The organism is Rhizobium pisi (assembly GCF_003938655.1).
GTDB classification, from domain to species: domain Bacteria; phylum Pseudomonadota; class Alphaproteobacteria; order Rhizobiales; family Rhizobiaceae; genus Rhizobium; species Rhizobium pisi.
Window position 1 is genome coordinate 20,082 of the sequence record NZ_RJJT01000013.1, and the last position, 19,341, is coordinate 39,422.

Sequence of the window (19,341 nt, forward strand, 5' to 3'; positions counted from 1 at the left end):
CCTCACCGCACCGGCTGAAAGTGGCCGCGCAGCGGGACCTTGTCGTCCATTGAGATGAAACCGTCGCGGTCGCAGACATACATGAGCGTCGGCATGCCGCCCGAGCGGAAGATCTCGTCGTGGCGGCGGCGGATGTGGACGGTCTCCGTGTGGCAATTATAGGATTCCTCCTCTTTCTTGTCCGGTTGCGCCTTAACACCGGGAAGACCCTTGTAGGGGTAGAGGGGTTGAACGTCCGATTTGACGGATTTCGTCCAGTCGACGGCCGATGCGGACGCTGGGGCAAGGCCCGACACGGCGACGAGCGATATCAGAAGCATCATCAGAGGCCGCATGGGAACTCTCCTGCCGGCGACAGGCCGCCTTTTCCCGATGTAGGAAAACCGATGGCCGTCATCAAGCGGCCCGGGCGGGTGATCTCTTGAAATAACTTCTGATGACGGGATGGCCGAAGAGACCGGCGAGGATCGCAAAGGCCGCACCGAGGAAGAAACCGGCGAGGGCACCGCCGATGATGCCGGCGATCAGCAGGATCTTTTTTCCCGGGCCATCGGGCTTGACCGGCGGTTCGGCCGGCGAGATGACGCGGATATTGCTTTGGCTGAGGCTCTGCTCCTCGCTCGTCTGGCCGGAGCGCTTCAGCACCGCCTCGTAGATATCGCGCGCGGCGGTCGCCTTGCGCTGCAATTCGTTCAGTTCCACCTGCTTGTCCGAAATACCCGCCTGCAGCGCCTTCTGGACGGAAAGCTCCTTGGCGACGCTATCCTCCGCCGCCTTCGCCTGCTCGTATTCGCCCCTTGCAGAGGTGGCAAGGCGCTGCAATTCGCCCCTGATTTCGCCAGATATGCTCTGCAGCGAGGAGCGGGCCGCCTGCAGGCGCGGATGGCGTGTGCCCATCTGGCTTTCGAGGCTGCCGACCGCGGCCGCCTGGGTGGCATATTGCTGGCGCAGGCTGACGAGCGGCGAGGTGACGCCGCCCTCCGTCTGGTTGCCGGCAACGATGTCTTCGACGCGGAGATTGGCGACGGCATCAGCGCGTGCCTTGGCCTGAATGGTCTTTTCCTGCGCCGTCACCAGCAGCGTGTTCAGCGAGGCGAGCCTTTGATCAGAGATCAGGTTGCCTTCGGTCGCGGCCATATCGTTGTCGGCGCGGAAGGTTTCGACAGCCTGTTCGGCCTCCAGCACTTTCTGGCGCAGATCGTTGAGGCGTCCGTCGAGCGTCGAGGAGGTGTTTTCGTAGATGCCGTTCGAGGCGCTGTTTTCCTCCTCAGTGAAGGAGGTGACGACCTGGTTGGCAAGCCTTGCGGATTTCTCGGGGTCGTTCGTGGTGGCGGCAAGCGAAACGACATAGGTGCTGGCCTGGCGGGTGATAACAAGCGTCTTCTGCAGGGCGCCGATCACGGCGGCGCCATCCGTCCTGCCGCCGGTGAATTCGGGATCCTGGTCGAGCTTCATGGCTTCGACGACACGCCGCAACACATTGCCCGAGGTCAGGATCTGCACCTGGCTGTCGATCAGCGCCGAGATCATTTCCGGCGAGGGGCCGGAGGATTGCGTCCCGGCATCGGCAAGGCCGATCTGGCGCGGATCGAAATAAAGGCTGCTCACGGCGGTGAACTTCTGCGCGATGGTGGGCGCCACCACTCCGCCAGCGGCAGCCCCGAGCAGCGCCAGACCGAGCACGATCAGCCGGCGGCCCCAGATCGCGGCAATACTGGAGCGAAGATCGATCAGTGGCGCGGCCGGTGCGGGTGCAGCGTTCGACGGCGTATTTACGGCAGGCCGTTCGGCAGGCGCCGGCGCCGGGCGCTCGTATCGGCGGGCTTCTGTAACACTTGCGGGTGGTGCAAAGGGGGGCGGGGCAGGTTCGGGCGCCGGACGGGCGAACTCGTCCGGGCGGACGACTGGGCTGCGCATGCGCACGCCTTCCGGCGCAGTCTGAGAGGGCTCATAACTGCGCCAGCCGGGCAGCCGACTTACCCTGTTCCTGTCATACTGGTTCATACGCGCACTCGTATCCCGCCCAGCGTGAAATAGACTGAGGCCGAGGTGATGAGACTTTAGAAATTCTTAGCTAACGGACCGTTAAATTATCGACCGCGACGCTGATGTTGCGATTTGCCGCAATTACAGGGATGGCCATGAAGACGAAACGACAGCTGATCGCGGTGCTGCTTGCGGCCGCCCTCGCCCCGTCGGCGGCTCCTGCAGCCGACGCTCCCTGTTACCGCGGCGTCAATCTCTCCGGCGGTGAATATGGCGATCGCGACGGCACCTACGGTACGAACTACACCTATCCCAGCGAAGATACGATCCGCTATTTCGCCGAAAAGGGCATGACGATCATCCGGCTGCCCTTCCGCTGGGAGCGGCTGCAACCGGCACTCGGCGGTCGGCTCGACGATGACGAGATCAAGCGGCTCAAGGATACCGTCGGCCTGATCCGCAAGCATCACATGGCCGTTCTGCTCGACCCGCATAATTTCGGCTATTACGACAAGACGCAAGTCGGCACGGCGCCGGCGACGAATGCCGCATTCGCCGATTTCTGGGCAAGGCTCGCCGTCGAATTCGCCAATCGGGACGGCGTTCTCTTCGGCCTGATGAACGAGCCGCACGACATCAAGGCGACGGCCTGGCTCAATGCCGCCAATGCAGCGATCCGCAGCATTCGCGCCGTCGGCGCACGCAATCTCGTCCTCGTGCCTGGCACCGCCTGGAGCGGGGCCGCCAGCTGGGAAAAGGATGTGATCGGCGGCGCCAACGGCACTGTCATGCTCGGCGTGCGCGATCCGCTCGACTTCTACGCTTTCGAGGTCCACCAGTATCTCGACGCCGATTCCTCCGGAACCCATCCGACCTGCGAGGGTGCGGGCGCCGCAGTCGAGGCGATCGCCGGGGTTACAGCCTGGCTGAAGCGGAACCACAAACGCGGCTTCCTCGGTGAATTCGGCGCCTCCGCCGACAAGGACTGCCTGAGCGGGCTCGCCGAGATCTACACTACCATGTCAGGCAATAGCGACGCCTGGCTCGGCTGGTCCTATTGGGCCGCGGGTGAATGGTGGCCGGCGAACGAACCTTTCAACGTCCAGCCGCGTGAAGGCGCCGAACGGCCTCAGATGCGGCTTCTCGCCGGAGCGGCGAAAGCGAAAGCCGGCGCATGCACCGCCGTCAAGCCGGTGGAGAACTGAAGATGGCGGTCAGCGACCACAAGACTGCAGCCTTTGCCGTTGCCGGCAACCGGCTCGATGCGGCCGGCGAGGCATCGCGCACCGATTATCCGGTGCTGTGGCTCGGCCTGCTCTCTGTGCTCTATAACGGCATTCTCGCCTTCATCAATCACAATATCATGCCGCTCTCGATGACGCATGTCGCCGCCAGCGAGGGCCTGATCATGGCGAGCGCCATCATCTACATCCTGCACAAGGGGATTTACGAGACCGACCTTCCGGCCTTCCTATTCCTGCTGTTCACGCTCGTCGTGACCATCTATGTCAGCGTGCTCAACCGCATGCTGTTCATCGATCATTTCCGCAACGTGCTGATCATCTTCTGCTTCACCGGGCTCGGGGGCTGGAGCAATGAAAAAACGATGAAGCTCGCCTTTCGCTGGGCGAGTCTTGTCGTCATGATCTTCCTGATCTTCGAGATCGCCAGCGTGCCGTTTTATGTCAGCATCGTCCATCCGTCCGATTATTTCGCCAATACGCGCGGGCTGCTACCGCTGAGCTACAACACGACGGGCCTCTTCCAGAACGCCCTCGGCTTTCCCGAGCGCTTCTCCTTCGGCATCATCGACCACCGTTCCTCTTCGATCTTCCTCGAGCAGGTGTCGCTTGCCAATTTCTGCGGCGTGATCGCGGTCTACCTGATTTCGATGTGGGAAAAGCTTGGGCGCTGGGACAGGCTGCTGATGATCGGCACGGCCGTGTTGATCCTGGTGACCAACGATACACGCACCATGCTGATCTTCTGCTTTGCCTGCATCGTCGGCTATTTCGTCTTTCCGAAGATCCCGAAGAATTTCAACCTGCTGCTGATGCCGCTGATCGTCGCTGCGGGTTTTCTCGTCTACACCTTGAAACCCAATGCGACAGGTGACAATTTTACCGGCCGCATCAACCTGACGATGAAGAAGGTCATGGATCTCGATCCGCTCGCCATCCTTGGGCTTTCGGTCGACCGGGTCGCCGAATTCGCCGACAGCGGCTACGTCTACCTGATCTACGCAGCAACGATCTTCGGCGTCATCGCCTTGTGGCTGTTCGTCTGCCTCTTTCCCGCCGGGCGCACGGCGGCGCAGCGGCGCTGCGCCCATTCACTTTCTCTTTTCATTTTTCTGAATATGATGATCGGGGGAACCGCTGTTTTCTCGATGAAGATTGCCGGTCTCCTGTGGTTTGTCGTCGGGTATATGCGTTTCCACGACAATCCGCGCATCCGGCAGGGTCGTCCGGCAGATGTATTGAGTTGACCGCAGCGGCGCGGCTGAGACCGGCGCCCGCGTGAGCCCTAGAACAGGATGATTTTAGTCCAGATCGGCCTAAAATCTGAATCCTGTTCTAAATCAAAGAAATAGAGCATGATGTCGTCCGAAAACCGCCCACACTTTTCGGCATCATGCTCTAGGGAGCAAGACGCTCGATGCTTGTCCAGCTTCAATATCTGCGCGCCATCGCGGCGCTGATGGTGGTCTATTTCCATGCGATATTGCAGCTTGCCAAGGTCAATCCAGCGGTCGACGCCACGGCCTTCATCTATGGCGAAACCGGTGTCGACATCTTCTTCGTGTTGAGCGGCTTCGTGATGTGGCTGACGACGAGCGGACGATCGATGAGCCCGGTCGAATTCGCCCGCCGGCGCATCAGGAGGATCGTGCCGCTCTATTGGCTGGCGACGCTGTTTTCGGCTGTCGTAGCGTTGGTGGCCCCGTCGTTGCTGAAATCGACGGTCTTCGACCTGCCGCACCTCATCGCCTCGCTCTTCTTCCTGCCGTGGAGCAATCCCGCCGATCCCAGCACGATCACTCCGGTCGTCGTTCCAGGCTGGACGCTGAATTACGAAATGTTCTTCTACTTCGTGTTCGCGCTGCTGCTGCCGCTTTCGGAAATCCGCCGCATCCCGGCAATGCTTGCCGTCTTTGCCGTCATCCTGATCGCCTGCCGGCTGTTGCCGGAAACGACGGCCACCCGCTTCTACGGCGAGCCGATCATATTGGAGTTCCTTGCCGGCGTCGTACTCGGCTGGCTCTACGGGCAAAAGGTTCTTCTGCCGAGCCGCTGGGCATGGGCGGCGCTTGCCATGGGCTTTGCATTTCTGTTCATCAACGAGGCGTTGATGCGGCCGGAAAGCCGGTTTTACGCCTGGGGCATACCGGCAATCTTCATTATCTACGGCGCCGTTTCCATCGACTTTTCCAGGCTACCCGTCATCGGCTGGCTGAACTATCTCGGCGACTGCTCATACAGCATCTACATCACGCACGCCTTCACTCTGGCCTTCCTCAGGATCGCCGCCGACCGCCTGCCAATCGGCATCCTGCAGCAACCGGTGCTCTTCGTGATCCTTTCGCTGGTGCTCTCGTCGATCGGCGGCGCCATCATCCATGAAATCACGACGCCCCGCCGGAAAGTCGCGGTGGCGAGCCATCCGCCGGCTTAAACCGCATCGAAGGCGAGAATACGCATCCAAGCGGCGCTGACGGCACAGTTTTTTGCGCAACTTCTCCTAAGCTTCAGACTTGGCAATGAGAGAACTTGCAGACGCGTGATGGTTTCTCTTGCAATTTGTCGCATGAATGAAAGCGCGCCGGCCTGTTCGCGGCCCGGGCTTTGATCTAAGCACGGCGGCGGCCTTGCAGAGGGAAGAGGGAAAGACATGAAAAGCTATGTATTGACGGTATCCTGCCAATCGACGCGCGGCATCGTGGCGGCGATTTCGAGCTATCTGGCCGAGAAGGGCTGCAACATCATCGACAGCTCGCAGTTCGACGATCTCGATACCGGCAAGTTCTTCATGCGTGTCAGCTTCATTTCGGAAGAGGGGCTTTCGGGCGCCGAGATCGGTGCCGATTTTGCCGCCGTCGCCGCGCCCTTCGCGATGGAGTACGAATTCCACGACAGCGAGAAGCGCATGAAGGTGCTGCTGATGGTGTCGCGCTTCGGCCATTGTCTCAACGACCTGCTCTACCGCTGGAAGATCGGCGCCCTGCCGATCGACATCGTCGGCGTCGTCTCCAACCATTTCGATTACCAGAAGGTTGTCGTCAACCACGACATCCCCTTCCACCATATTCCCGTCACTAAGGCCAACAAGGTGCAGGCCGAGGCTCGGATCATGGAAGTCGCCGAGCAGACCGGCACCGAGCTGATCGTGCTGGCCCGCTACATGCAGATCCTGTCGGACGAGATGTGCCAGAAGATGTCGGGCAAAATCATCAACATCCATCATTCCTTCCTGCCGAGCTTCAAGGGCGCCAATCCTTACAAGCAGGCCTACGGCCGCGGCGTGAAGCTGATCGGGGCGACGGCGCATTACGTCACCGCCGATCTCGACGAAGGCCCGATCATCGAGCAGGACACGGCGCGCATCACCCATGCGCAGTCGCCCGACGACTATGTCTCGATCGGCCGCGATGTCGAAAGCCAGGTGTTGGCGCGTGCCATCCACGCCCATATCCACCACCGCACCTTCATCAACGGCAATCGCACCGTGGTCTTCCCGGCAAGCCCGGGAAGCTACGCATCCGAACGCATGGGTTGAGAGCGGCCGAGGGTCTACATCTCTTTTGTTCGCGAGCGACAATCTCCCGTTGCCTGCCGGCGGCAAGTACTTGATTATCTCATTCAATAGGTAATCGAATCATGCTGCGGGGGGTGTCATGACCGACGAGGCGCTTGTTGATCGCATGACGCTGCCGCGTCCCGACGTCACCGTCGCGGACGCGGAAGAGATCCTTCTTGCCCACTACAGCCTGTCCGGCACGCTCACCGAACTCGGCAGCCAGCAGGATCGAAACTATCGCGTCGATACCGATCGCGGCTGCTACGTCCTGAAGATCTGCCACGCCGCTTACGAGACCCGGGAACTCGAAGCGCAGAATGCGGCGATTCATCACCTCAAAGGTAAGCAAGACGCGCCGCGCGTTCCAGATGTGATCGCCACCAATGACGGGCGGGAGATCGTCGTCTTTACAACGCGCGGGCAGGGCTACCAGGTCCGGCTGCTGCAATATCTGGAAGGCCAGGGGCTGACGGAACTGTCCTACGTGGCACCGGCCTCCGTCGCGGCGCTGGGCGCGCTCTGTGCGCGGCTGGCGCGGGCGCTTGCCGATTTCAGCCATCCCGGTCTCGACCGCAGCCTGCAATGGGATCTCCGGCGCGCCGGGCCGGTCGCTGTGCAGCTGCTTTCCGCCATCACCGACAGCGCCGCGCGCGACCGGATCGCCAAGACCATGGTGATGGCCGTTCGCCGCATCCAGCCCTTGGCGCCATCGCTTCGGCTGCAGGCCGTGCATCACGACGTCACCGGCGACAATGTCGTCGGCCATCGCGACGCCCGTGGCCACACAATTCCCGACGGGGTGATCGATTTCGGCGACATCATCCGCGGCTGGCTGGTCGGCGACCTCGCCGTCACTTGCGCATCGCTGCTGCATCAGGCCGACGGCGACCCTTTTCACATCCTGCCTGCCGTCACCGCCTATCAGGCTATCTATCCGCTGAGCGAGGACGAGTTGAAGGCGCTCTGGCCCTTGGTCGTCGCACGCGCGGTCATCCTCGTTGCAAGCAGCGAGCAGCAGATTTCGATCGATCCCGACAATGACTACGTTCGCGGCAATCTCGACGACGAGCGGGCGATCTTCGATACGGCGATGTCCGTTCCCTTCGAACTGATGGAAGCGGCGATCCTCAGGGCTGCCGGCGTCGATATCGCCGCCCCGGAAACGTCGGGATGGCTGCCATTACTGCCCGACATCGATCCCGCTGGGATCGCCTATGTCGATCTGGGGGTGCTGAGCCCGCATTTTTCCGCCGGCAACTGGCTGAACGCCGACATGGACTGGCGGCTGCTTGCCCGTGCCGCAACCGAAAACGGCGCGGCTGCGACGCGCTATGGCGAATATCGGCTTTCCCGCGCCGGCCTCGGAGCCGCGAAGACACAGGCGACCTGCGCCCTGCATATCGACATATGCCTGGCCACAGGAAGCGCGATTGCGGCTCCCTTTGCCGGTCGAATCGGCTGGAAGGACCAGCATCTGACACTTGCCGGCGACAATATGACCCTGCATCTCGACGGGCTCGACGCCGCAGTCGAGGATGGAACCGAGGTTGCTGGCGGCGATCCGCTCGGCGCGGTTGTCGGAGAGGTTTCGTCGCTCGGCGGACTGCGCGTCCAGCTTTGCAGCGTCGCAGGCCTGGAACCGCCGCTGTTTGCCACGCCGCGCGAGGCGGCGGCCTGGTCGGTGCTCTGCCCCTCGCCTTCGCAACTTCTCGGCGGCGACGCGGATGCGCCGCAGCCTGAAATTGCCGAGCTGCTCGCCAGGCGGCAGGCGCATCTCGCACGGCCGCAGAAGAACTATTACGCGGCGCCGCCTCAGATCGAGCGCGGCTGGAGGGAGCATTTGTTCGATGTCGAAGGTCGCGCCTATCTCGACATGGTCAACAACGTTACCATCCTCGGCCATGGCCATCCGAGACTCGCAGCGGCGATCAACGCGCAATGGCTGCGGCTCAACACCAATTCGCGTTTTCACTATGCCGCGATCACCGAATTTTCCGAACAGCTCGCAGCTCTTGCGCCGGACGGGCTCGACGCGGTCTTTCTTGTCAACAGCGGCTCGGAGGCGAACGACCTGGCGCTTCGGCTGGCGCAAGCACATAGCGGCGCGCGCAACATGCTCTGCCTGCTCGAAGCCTATCATGGCTGGTCTGTGGCAAGCGATGCCGTCTCCACCTCGATCGCCGACAATCCGCGGGCGCTCGGCACCCGGCCGGACTGGGTGCATGCCGTCCTGTCGCCGAATACCTATCGCGGCACGTTCCGCGGTCCTGATACCGCAGCGAATTATCTCGGCGCGGTAACACCGGTGCTGGAGGCGATCGACGCCGGCGGCGAAGGCCTTGCGGGGTTCATCTGCGAATCCGTCTACGGCAATGCCGGCGGCATTCCGTTGCCGGAGGGTTATCTCAGGGAAATCTACGCGCAGGTGCGCGCCCGCGGCGGCCTCTGCATCGCCGACGAAGTGCAGGTCGGCTATGGCAGGCTCGGGCATTATTTCTGGGGCTTCGAGCAGCAGGGAGTCGTGCCCGACATCATCACCATCGCCAAGAGCATGGGCAACGGACATCCGCTCGGCGCCGTCATTACCACGCGCGAGATCGCCGAATCGCTGGAGAAGGAGGGCGCCTTCTTTTCCTCCACCGGCGGCAGCCCGGTCAGCTGCGTGGCCGGCATGACGGTGCTCGAAATCATGGCCGAGGAGAGGTTGCAGGACAACGCCCGAACGGTCGGCGATCATCTGAAGGCGCGGCTTGCGGCGCTGATCGACCGCTATCCGATCGCCGGCGCCGTGCACGGGATGGGGCTCTATCTCGGCCTCGAATTCGTCCGCGACAGAACGACGCTCACGCCGGCGACGGAAGAGACGGCTGCGATCTGCGATCGGCTTCTCGAACTCGGCGTCATCATGCAGGCGACCGGCGATCACCAAAATGTGCTGAAGATCAAACCGCCGCTTTGCCTCAGCATCGAAAGTGCGGATTTCTTCGCCGACATGCTGGAAAAGGTGCTTGCCGAAGGCTGGTGAACCGGGGATTCCGGCGTTAACCAAATCGGTCATTTTGCGGCATTTCGACTTTTAATGATGAAGCCCATTGCCTGAATCAGGCTGGCTTCCTATCTCTGCTGCGACGATCGATCGATTGCGATTCTGTCATGCGAATTTTACGAAGAGCTGATATGTTTCTTTCTGTAAATTTCGAGTGAGACGGAATGAATTTTTTCGGATCGTCGATATTTTGACACGTTTCGGAATATGTTTCTGACAGGCTATCGGGTAATCTCTACTAAGTTAGTAGATATTGAAGACAGCCATCACCGGCCCCGGACTTCACGGGACCCCTCAAGCGCAACGCCAATGCAAGGAACGAGACATGATAGACATCGATATTCTCGCCACTCTCCTTGGGCGATCCGTGCTTGGCAATGACCGTCCGGGCGCCCTCTCCCGCCCGAACTGTCGAATGTGACGTTCGTCCTCCTTTCAACGGTACCAGACAAGTCAATTCGCCATGGCTGTGCATGTCGCGCGGCAGGAGTTCTATCTATGAAGAAGCAAGTTATCGAATATGCAGGCGTTCCCGTCGGGATCGTCATTCCCGATGAAGATCGGTTGAAATTCATCGCCGTGAAATTCCACGTCCACGACCTCGACGAGCAGCGTTTCCGCTCGCCCGATGAGGTGCGGCTGGCCATCCATGACCTGATGACCCGCCGTCATCCGAAGCCGCTTCATGCCTGACGGCATGAGGCCGGCCCCGACTTTCACGGCTTTTCCGATGTTCGACCGGTCCTGCCACAGGGCCGGTCTTGTTTTTTGAGGGCATTTGCAGTCCTATCGGCCGGCGTGCCGCCATCAGGATCAGCCCTTGCCCGATCTTCTCAATCTGCTCACCGACATCGAAGGCGTTTCCGTTGGCCATGCGACCGACCTCGTGCTCGGATCCGGTGTCACCGCAATCGTCTTCGACGAGCCGGCCGTCGCATCCGGCACGGTGCTCGGGGGTGCGCCGGGCGGGCGCGACACGAGCCTGCTCGACCCGTCCATGACCGTCAGTGCCGTCGATGCCTTCGTGCTCTCGGGCGGCTCCGCCTTCGGGCTCGATGCCGCAGGCGGCATGCAGGCGGGCCTGCGTGAACTCGGCCGCGGTTTTGCGGTCGGGCCGGTCAAGATCCCGATCGTGCCGCAGGCGATCCTGATGGACCTGCTGAACGGCGGCGACAAGGATTGGGGGCTTCACTCCCCCTATCGCGACATGGGCTATGCGGCATTGAAGGCCGCCGCCAAGGGCGCATTCGCGCTCGGCACAGTCGGCGCCGGCACCGGGGCGACAACCGCCACCTTCAAGGGCGGGCTTGGCTCGGCGAGCGCCGTCAGCAGCGCCGGGCATCGCGTCGCGGCTGTTGTCGCGGTCAATGCGCTCGGCTCGGCAACGATCGGGGCGGGACCGCATTTCTGGGCAGCCCCCTTCGAAAAAGATGACGAATTTGGCGGGCTCGGCATGCCTGATTCAACTGACCACAGGATGCGGCTGAAGGGGATGAGCGTTCCTGCGACGACGATCGGCGCTGTCGTGACCGACGCGCAGCTGACGAAGGCCGAAGCGCACCGGCTTTCGCTTGCCGGCCATGACGGCCTCGCCCGGGCGCTGCTGCCGGCGCATCTGCCGCTTGACGGCGACACGGTCTTTGCCGCGTCGACAGCCAAGCATCGAAGAGACGATATGGCGAGCCTGATGGAGCTTTGCCACCTCGCCACCATCGTCACGGCGCGGGCGATCGCCCGCGGGATCTACGAGGCAACCGCCCTGCCGGTCGAGGGCGCGCAAAAGGCTTGGCGCGACCGCTACCCGAACGGCGGCTGATTGAATAAGGTCGGAACCGAAAAGATCGACCATGCCGAATGGCGGAGAGACGTGAATGCAGATCCGGGCGCTGATGTATTTCGACGAGCTGGTCAGGACCAACTCGATGCGCCAGGCTGCCGAGAACCTCAATGTCGCGCCGACGGCGATCAGCCGGCAGATCGAGAACCTCGAATATCATTTCGGCGCGCCGCTTGTCGAACGCAGCGCTCGCGGCGTCAAGCTGACGGCGGCAGGAGAGCTGCTCGCCGCCCGCGCCGGCCGGACGCTGCGCGAACTCGACCATGTGCAGCAGCTGATCGAAGACCTGAAGGGCCTGGAGCGCGGCCATGTCAGCATCTATGCCAATGGCGCCACGGTTACCAATCTGCTGGCTCCGGCGCTTGCCGAATTCAGCCTGAAATATCCAAAGCTGCGCTTTACCGTGACGATCGCCAGTGCGCGACAGGCGGTCGATGCCGTCAGCAGCGCCGAGGCGGATATTGCGGTGACGCTGTTTGCGCCTGCTATGTCAGGCACCAAGATAAGGCTGCGTTCCGAGATCGCCTATGATCTCATCGTCACGCCACAGCATCCGGCGGCAGCACTTGCCGAAATCCCACTGCGAAAGCTCGTCGACTATGCACTGGCGCTGCCGGAGCAATCCTTCGGCTTTCGCCAAGCCTTCGACGCACTGATTGCGAAGGAGGGGCTAAGCCTCGATCCCGTCTTCGTCACGAGCTCACTGGAAATGCTGAAGGAACTCGTGCTCAGCGGTGCTGCGGCGACCTTGCTGCCGGCGCTGACCGTCCGGCGCGAAATCGAAGCGGGGCAGCTTAGCGCCATTCCTCTTGCCGGCAAGAAAGGCATTCGCACCCATGTCGATCTCTGCGTCGCCCCGGATCGGCAGCTGTCCTTCGCGGCGACGAAGCTGATCGACTTCATCGAGACGTTCATGCGCGATCGCACGAACCTCCGGGCCGACACGAAAGACTGACACTTCCGGCTTGCATCGGCGACGGATTTGGTGTGTAGCTTTTTCGGCTACACTGCACACACGAAATCGACATTATGTGTGCACTGATGCCGCCGCTTTATCCGCAAAAGGCCTTCGTCATCGAGCGCGGCCGGGCAGAGGACATGATGATCAAGGTTTCACTTGTGCCTTCGGCGCGTTTCGTCCGGCAACTATCCCTTGGAGCAGCGGTTTCGGCCGGCCTCATGATGGCGGCGATGACGCCTGCGGAGGCGGCAAAAACCAACCTCAATCTCGGCATGAGCGTCGAGCCGACCGGCCTCGACCCGACGATCGCAGCGCCCGTCGCGATCGGCCAGGTCACCTGGCAGAACGTCTTCGAGGGACTGGTGACCATCGACCAGACCGGCAAGGTTCAGCCGCAGCTGGCGAAAAGCTGGGAGATTTCACCGGACGGCCTGACCTATACGTTCAAGCTGCGGACCAACGTCAAATTCCACGACGGCGAAGCCTTCGATGCCGCCAGCGCCAAGTTTTCGCTCGATCGCGCCCGCGGCGCGGATTCCATTAATCCGCAGAAGCGCTTCTTTGCCTCGATCGCCTCGATCGATACGCCCGATGCCGAAACGCTGGTGCTGCACCTTTCGGCGCCGACGGGCAGCCTGATCTACTGGCTCGGCTGGCCAGCTTCGGTGATGGTCGCGCCGAACACGGCCGCCAGCGACAAGACGGTGCCAGTCGGCACCGGTCCTTTCAAATTCGCCGGCTGGGCGAAGGGCGACAAGGTCGAACTCGAGAGGAATGCCGATTACTGGAACAAGGATGCAGCCGCCAAGCTCGACAAGGTGACCTTCCGCTTCATTGCCGATCCGCAGGCGCAGGCGGCAGCGCTGAAATCCGGTGATCTCGATGCCTTTCCGGAATTTGCCGCACCCGAGCTGATGAGCTCCTTCGACGACGACGCAAGGCTCGTCACCAGAATCGGCAATACCGAGCTCAAGGTCGTTGCCGGCATGAACAATGCCAAGAAGCCTTTCGACGATAAACGCGTCCGTCAGGCGCTGATGATGGCGATCGACCGCAAGACAGTGATCGACGGTGCATGGTCCGGCCTCGGCACGCCGATTGGCAGCCACTACACGCCGAACGATCCGGGCTACCAGGACATGACCGACGCGCTGCCCTACGACGTCGAAAAGGCGAAGGCGCTGCTTGCCGAAGCCGGCTACCCCAACGGCTTCACCTTCTCGATCAAATCGCCGCAGATGGCTTATGCGCCGCGCAGCGCTGAGGTGATGCAGGCGATGTTTGCCGAAATCGGCGTGACGATGAATATCGAGCCGACGGAATTTCCGGCGAAATGGGTCCAGGACATTATGAAGGACCGCAACTTCGACATGACGATCGTCGCCCACGCCGAACCGCTCGACATCGATATCTATGCGAGGGATCCCTATTATTTCAATTACAAGAATCCCGTTTTCGACGCGCTGATGAAGAAGGTCCAGGAGACGAGCGACCCCGCGCAGCAAAATGCGATCTACGGCGAAGCTCAGAAGATTCTCGCCGACGACGTGCCTGCGCTCTACCTCTTTGTCATGCCGAAGCTCGGCGTCTGGGACAAAAAGCTGAAAGGGCTGTGGGAGAACGAGCCGATCCCCTCGAATGTGCTTTCCGGCGTTTCCTGGGACGAGTGATCGAACAGCTTCAGGCGAATTGAGAGGTACGGATGAGCGAGGGGAAGCCGCAGAGCAAACCGTTTGATGCCGGTCACAGCCCTCTCCATCCCTCATTCCTGTGCTTGTCACAGGAATCCAGTGCGCCCAAGTCCTTGGGCGCGGGAGACTTCCTTGCTTGGGTGAGAGTCATTCACGGCGCCGACGCGCCGTGGCTGGATTCCTGTGACAAGCACAGGAATGAGGGCGTGTGGGGAAGCCACCGTACCACATCGAAAGCGTGGCATCCGTGATCACCCTCCTCGCTCGTCGCTTAGCCGGTCTCCTGGTCACACTCGGCATCGTCTCGCTGCTGATCTTCACCGTCATGGATCTTCTGCCCGGCGATCCCGCCTCGATCATGCTCGGGACCTCGGCGGCGCCGGAAACGCTTGAAGCGTTGCGCCATGATCTCGGCCTCGACCAGCCGCTCATCCTCCGTTACGGGCAGTGGCTGGCCGGCGTGTTCTCCGGCGATCTCGGGCAGTCCTATACATATGGCGTGCCGGTCGCGGGGCTGATCGTCGAGCGTCTGGCGGTGACGCTGCCGCTGGCGCTGATGGCGATCGTGCTCTCGGTTGCGATTGCCTTGCCGCTCGGCGTGCTGGCGGCCTCGCGCCGCGGCGGTCTCTTCGATATCATCGCAACGCTGTTTTCGCAGGTCAGCATCGCCGTGCCCGCCTTCTGGGTGGCGCTGCTCCTGATCATCCTGTTTTCGACGATGCTCGGGCTGATGCCGGCCGGCGGCTTTCCGGGCTGGAGCGCCGGCCCGATGCCGGCATTGCGAGCGCTTGTTTTGCCGGCCGTGGCGCTGGCGATGCCGCAGGCGGGCGTATTGACGCGTGTGGCGCGCTCGGCGGTGCTGGAGACAATGCACGAGGATTTTGCCCGCACCGCCGTGGCCAAGGGGCTTTCACGCAGTGCAGTGCTATGGCGGCATATCGTGCCGAATGCACTGATCCCGATCCTGACGATGATCGGGCTGCAATTCACCTTTCTCGTTGCCGGCGCGGTGCTGGTGGAAAATGTCTTCAACCTGCCCGGCCTCGGGCGGCTCGCCCTTCAGGCGCTCTCCCAGCGCGACATCATCGTCATGCAGGATGTCGTCCTGTTCTTCGCTGCCCTCGTCATCGTGATGAATTTCATCGTCGATCTCTCCTATCTCGCGATCGATCCCCGGATGAGAAAGGCGGCATGAAGCATGGCTCCCCTCGTTTCCGCAGCAATCGCCGGCCGACGCCGACGCTTTCAACTGAGCCGGCGAATAAATCTGATTTCGGGCGCAGTCATCATCGGCCTGCTGGTTGCCGTCGCGCTGCTGTCGCTCGTCTGGACGCCGTCGCCGCCGGCAAAAATGCAGATCATCCACAAATTACAGCCGCCCCTTGCCTTCGGCCTGCTCGGCACCGATCAGTTCGGCCGTGACGTGCTTTCAATGCTGATGGCGGGGTGTTGGAATTCGTTGTCGATCGCGATCACTGCGGTTGCGATCGGCGGGACGCTCGGTTCGATAGCCGGCATCTCCGCCGCGGCGATCCGCGGTCCTTTCGAGGCGCTGCTGATGCGCATCTGCGACGTCATCTTCGCCCTGCCGCCGATCCTCTCTGCCATGATGCTCGGCGCATTTCTCGGGCCGGGGCGGTTCACCGCGGTCACGGCGATCGCAGTCTTCATGATCCCGGTCTTCGCCCGTGTGACGCTTGCGACCTCACTGCAGGCCTGGAGCCGCGACTATGTGACGGCGGCGCGTGCGATCGGCAATACGCGCCTGGCTATTTCGCTGCGCCATGTCCTGCCCAATATCCTGAGCCAGATCATCGTGCATGGCGCGATCCAGCTTGGGCTCGCGATCCTCACCGAAGCGGGTCTCAGCTTCCTCGGGCTCGGCGTGGCGCCACCCGCCCCGAGTTGGGGCCGCATGCTTGCCGAGGCGCAAACCTATCTGGCAGCGGCGCCGTGGCTGGCGGTGCTCCCCGGCCTTGCCATCGCGCTTGCCGTTTTCGGTTTCAACATGCTCGGCGACGGACTGCGCGATCTTCTCGATCCGCGCGAGGCAAGCCGTTAATATTTTCCCGGCCGCCGATCAGATGACCGGTCGACGATAGCCGGTCGGCTGCTCATAGAGCGAGCCAATGCGCCTAACGGCGGCCTCGAAATTCTCGCGTGCTACCGTCATGCTATAGCCATTGGCGTGGAGGATCGTTTCCGGATCCTCGAAGACGGCGACATGCCCCTTCCAGAACACCAGATCGCCGCGGCGGATTTCTGACCGGTCAATCGGCTCGCCGAGACCTGCCGCCTGCATGTCGGTATCGCGCGGTGCCTTTCTGCCCGTCATCAGCATTGAAAGCTGGACGAGGCCGGAGCAATCGATGCCGAGTCCGGAACGCCCGCCCCAGAGATAGGGCGTCTCCAGGAACCGAGCGGCTATTTCGGCGTAATCGGCACCATCCAGCGCGCCGATCGGCTGGACGTGCCGGGAAAAGAGCGCCGTTCCGTCTTCCAGCACGACATAGTGATTGCCGCGCGCTTCCGCTTCGCCCGTGACATGAATACGGCTTCCCATCGACAGGATGGCCTGATGAGGCTTGCGCAGTTCCGGTTCGGGATAGACGAAGCTGCGCTGCACGGTGACGATATGGGTCGGCGCCGGCCGGCCTTCAAACAGTGTTTCCGCCGGGAGGTAGCCGACATAACCGTCGGAGGCGGCCTTCACCCAGCACCAGCCGTCGGCGCGATCGAAGACCGTCACATCCTCGCCGAGGAGCAGCTCCGTATCGATGCCGCGCGCCAGATCTGGTTCGGGGCGCAATCCCACGACCGGAACGGCGACGCGCGCCGAAACACCTTCGACAAAGCGCAAAGCGTCGACCCTGCCTTTGAGTTCCGCTTCCGCGAGATCGGGCCTATAGGCATGCAGGCGGCGGTCGAGCGTCGTCATTCGCATTCCTTTCAGAGCGGCAACCGGCGGCCCTGGTCCCGTACGAGATCGCCGAGCTTTTCCAGGTAAAGCGCGCCGGCGACGGTACGCTTGATGATCACACTGCGCCGGTCGGCATCGTCACGCACGCGATCAACCAGGCCCATCTCGCCCATCGTATCCAAGGCGCGCGTGATGACCGGTTTGGTGACGCCAAGCGTGGCGGCAAGCCCGCGCACCGTGTGTGGCGGCGGCACCAGGTAAATATGCAGCAGGATTGCCATCTGGCGCAACGTCAAATCGCGGTCATCATGGCGGACCTGATCGAGCGCCACGCCATGCCAGAGCCCCAGCGCCTGCGAGGCGGTCAAATCGATCGGCACGGCTCCTCCGGAGATCGTTACGCTAACGTTTCATTTTCCGGCAGTTGCCTTGGACATGCAAGGGCGGCGGGCAATTGCCGCCCGGCAGGGTGAATAAAATTTTAACGATCGCGCGAAACCACCCGCGGATTCAGGCGGCCAACCTGGAGCATGATGCCGACAAACGTGATTCTAGGCCGGCTCGGCCTAAAATCATCCCGTTCTAGCGGACGCTTTCGCGGATATGGTGGAAGAGCGCGCGAATTGCCTGCGCCTCGCCGCCGCCCGGCGAATGCGGCCGTTCGGACTGAGCCCAGCCGTAAATGTCGAAATGCGCCCAGCTCTTCGCCTTGCTGACGAAACGCTTGAGGAAGAGAGCCGCGGTGATCGCCCCCGCCATGCCGCCCGCCGGCGCATTGGTGATGTCGGCAAATTTGGTGCGGATGTCCTTTTCGTAGCCGGCATAGAGCGGCAGGCGCCAGAGCGGATCGTCCGTTTCCAGGCTCGCTTCGGTCAGGTCATGCGCCAGATCGGCGTCGTCGGTGAAGAAGGGCGGGAGATCCGGGCCAAGCGCAACGCGGGCAGCCCCCGTCAGCGTCGCCATGTCGATCAGCAGTTCCGGCTCCTCCTCATCGGCGTAGGCGAGCGCATCGGCAAGGATCAGACGGCCTTCGGCGTCGGTGTTGTCGATCTGGACGGTGAGGCCCTTGCGGCTGCGGTAGATGTCGCCGGGACGGAAGGCATTGGACGAGATCGCATTTTCGACGACGGGCACGACGACTCGCAGATCGACCTTCAGCTTGGCGTCCATGATCATCAGGGCAAGACCCATGACATTCGCCGCGCCGCCCATGTCCTTCTTCATCAGCAGCATGGAGGCGGCCGGCTTGATGTCGAGACCGCCGGTATCGAAGCAGACGCCCTTGCCGACAAGCGTCACCTTGCGATGGCCCTTCTTGCCCCAGCGCATCTCGAGAAGGCGTGGCGCATCGGCACTGGCGCGGCCGACCGTATGGACCAGCGGGAAGTTCTGCTTCAGCAGTTCGTCGCCCGTGATGACCGATACTTCCGCCTTGTAATGCTGGGCCAAGCCCCGGAAAGCCGCTTCGAGCTGTTCCGGTCCCATGTCGTTTGTCGGCGTGTTGATGAGGTCGCGGGCAAGAAAGACGCCGGCAAGCTGGCGCTTGATATCGGCGCCGTCGGCATCGCGGGGGATCATCAGCGTCGCCATTGGCGATTTTTCCGACTTGTAGCGGTCGAAACGATAGCTGCCGAGGCCGTAACCGAGAGCCAGGCGATTTGCCGTCAGCGGCGCGGTCTCGATGTGCCAATCGCCGGCCGGCAGCGTGCGGGCGAGCCTGCCGGTGATGAAAGGCTGCTCGGACGGATTGCTGCCGAGGCCGTAAAGCGCGCCGCCGAGATGACCTTCAGCGGTCGGGATCAGCAGCAACGATCCGCTTTCAGCCTTGTAGCCCGCCTTGCGCGCCCAATCGAGTGCGATCGGATCGATCGTGCCGGTCTCGATATGGGCGGGGGTGACGGCAAAGATCGGCAGCGTCGAGCCGCCCTTCGTGTTGAAGGGGGTCGGTCTCTCAATGAACTGATAGGGGGCCATGATTGTCCTTCGGCGCTCGTCAGGAATCGTTCCTTAACGGTCTGTTAGGGTTAACAGACTATTGCTGGAGCGAAGATTGCGTCAAACCTTTCCCTGTTCCGCGTTCGAGGTCAGGCGCCGATTTTGGAA

General features: G+C 62.1%; 16 protein-coding genes. 11 read left to right on the forward strand and 5 right to left on the reverse strand.

Annotated features, from left to right (window positions below; all coding sequences use genetic code 11):
• Nucleotides 1-2: 2 nt before the first annotated feature.
• Together EFD55_RS19100 and EFD55_RS19105 are read right to left on the reverse strand one after the other, a co-directional pair.
• Nucleotides 3-335, reverse strand: coding sequence for a hypothetical protein (locus EFD55_RS19100; RefSeq protein ID WP_125846612.1), 333 nt, complete (start codon nt 333-335; stop codon nt 3-5).
• 61 nt (nt 336-396) lie between these two features.
• Nucleotides 397-2,004, reverse strand: a complete 1,608-nt coding sequence (locus EFD55_RS19105) for a GumC family protein (protein WP_125846613.1) — start codon at nt 2,002-2,004, stop codon at nt 397-399.
• 137 nt (nt 2,005-2,141) lie between these two features.
• Between EFD55_RS19105 and EFD55_RS19110 the strand changes: the two genes are divergently transcribed.
• The 11 genes from EFD55_RS19110 (at nt 2,142) to EFD55_RS19165 (ending at nt 16,380) form a co-directional block, all read left to right on the forward strand.
• Nucleotides 2,142-3,191, forward strand: coding sequence for a glycoside hydrolase family 5 protein (locus EFD55_RS19110; protein ID WP_125846614.1), 1,050 nt, complete (start codon nt 2,142-2,144; stop codon nt 3,189-3,191).
• Between the two features lie 2 nt (nt 3,192-3,193).
• Nucleotides 3,194-4,474, forward strand: a complete 1,281-nt coding sequence (locus tag EFD55_RS19115) for a hypothetical protein (protein WP_125846615.1) — start codon at nt 3,194-3,196, stop codon at nt 4,472-4,474.
• Nucleotides 4,475-4,644: 170 nt separating this feature from the next.
• The gene (locus tag EFD55_RS19120; RefSeq protein ID WP_125846616.1) at nt 4,645-5,661 is read left to right on the forward strand and encodes an acyltransferase family protein; all 1,017 of its coding nucleotides are present in this window, start codon (nt 4,645-4,647) and stop codon (nt 5,659-5,661) included.
• Nucleotides 5,662-5,877: 216 nt separating this feature from the next.
• Nucleotides 5,878-6,762, forward strand: coding sequence for a formyltetrahydrofolate deformylase (gene purU / locus EFD55_RS19125; RefSeq protein ID WP_125846617.1), 885 nt, complete (start codon nt 5,878-5,880; stop codon nt 6,760-6,762).
• A 118-nt stretch (nt 6,763-6,880) separates the two neighbouring features.
• Nucleotides 6,881-9,808, forward strand: a complete 2,928-nt coding sequence (locus tag EFD55_RS19130; protein ID WP_125846618.1) for an aminotransferase — start codon at nt 6,881-6,883, stop codon at nt 9,806-9,808.
• Between the two features lie 519 nt (nt 9,809-10,327).
• Nucleotides 10,328-10,522, forward strand: a complete 195-nt coding sequence (locus EFD55_RS19135) for a hypothetical protein (protein ID WP_008525170.1) — start codon at nt 10,328-10,330, stop codon at nt 10,520-10,522.
• Nucleotides 10,523-10,649: 127 nt separating this feature from the next.
• On the forward strand, nt 10,650-11,645 hold the full coding sequence (locus tag EFD55_RS19140) for a P1 family peptidase (protein WP_125846619.1): 996 nt from the start codon (nt 10,650-10,652) through the stop codon (nt 11,643-11,645).
• A gap of 55 nt (nt 11,646-11,700) precedes the next feature.
• Nucleotides 11,701-12,621 carry a LysR family transcriptional regulator gene (locus EFD55_RS19145; protein ID WP_125846620.1) on the forward strand — a complete coding sequence of 307 codons (921 nt, stop codon included), beginning with the start codon at nt 11,701-11,703 and terminating at the stop codon, nt 12,619-12,621.
• Between the two features lie 146 nt (nt 12,622-12,767).
• On the forward strand, nt 12,768-14,297 hold the full coding sequence (locus tag EFD55_RS19150) for an ABC transporter substrate-binding protein (protein WP_183736771.1): 1,530 nt from the start codon (nt 12,768-12,770) through the stop codon (nt 14,295-14,297).
• A 268-nt stretch (nt 14,298-14,565) separates the two neighbouring features.
• Nucleotides 14,566-15,513 (forward strand): ABC transporter permease, encoded by a 948-nt coding sequence (locus tag EFD55_RS19160; protein ID WP_125846621.1) that lies wholly within the window; start codon nt 14,566-14,568, stop codon nt 15,511-15,513.
• Between the two features lie 3 nt (nt 15,514-15,516).
• Nucleotides 15,517-16,380 (forward strand): ABC transporter permease, encoded by an 864-nt coding sequence (locus tag EFD55_RS19165; protein WP_125846622.1) that lies wholly within the window; start codon nt 15,517-15,519, stop codon nt 16,378-16,380.
• Nucleotides 16,381-16,398: 18 nt separating this feature from the next.
• On the opposite strand, the gene EFD55_RS19170 is transcribed toward EFD55_RS19165, so the two are convergent.
• The 3 genes from EFD55_RS19170 to EFD55_RS19180 form a co-directional block, all read right to left on the reverse strand.
• Complete coding sequence (locus EFD55_RS19170) at nt 16,399-17,256, reverse strand: C40 family peptidase (protein ID WP_125846623.1); 858 nt, start codon at nt 17,254-17,256, stop codon at nt 16,399-16,401.
• Nucleotides 17,257-17,267: 11 nt separating this feature from the next.
• On the reverse strand, nt 17,268-17,618 hold the full coding sequence (locus EFD55_RS19175) for a MarR family transcriptional regulator (protein WP_125846624.1): 351 nt from the start codon (nt 17,616-17,618) through the stop codon (nt 17,268-17,270).
• A gap of 202 nt (nt 17,619-17,820) precedes the next feature.
• The gene (locus EFD55_RS19180) at nt 17,821-19,212 is read right to left on the reverse strand and encodes a leucyl aminopeptidase family protein (RefSeq protein ID WP_125846625.1); all 1,392 of its coding nucleotides are present in this window, start codon (nt 19,210-19,212) and stop codon (nt 17,821-17,823) included.
• Nucleotides 19,213-19,341: the final 129 nt, after the last annotated feature.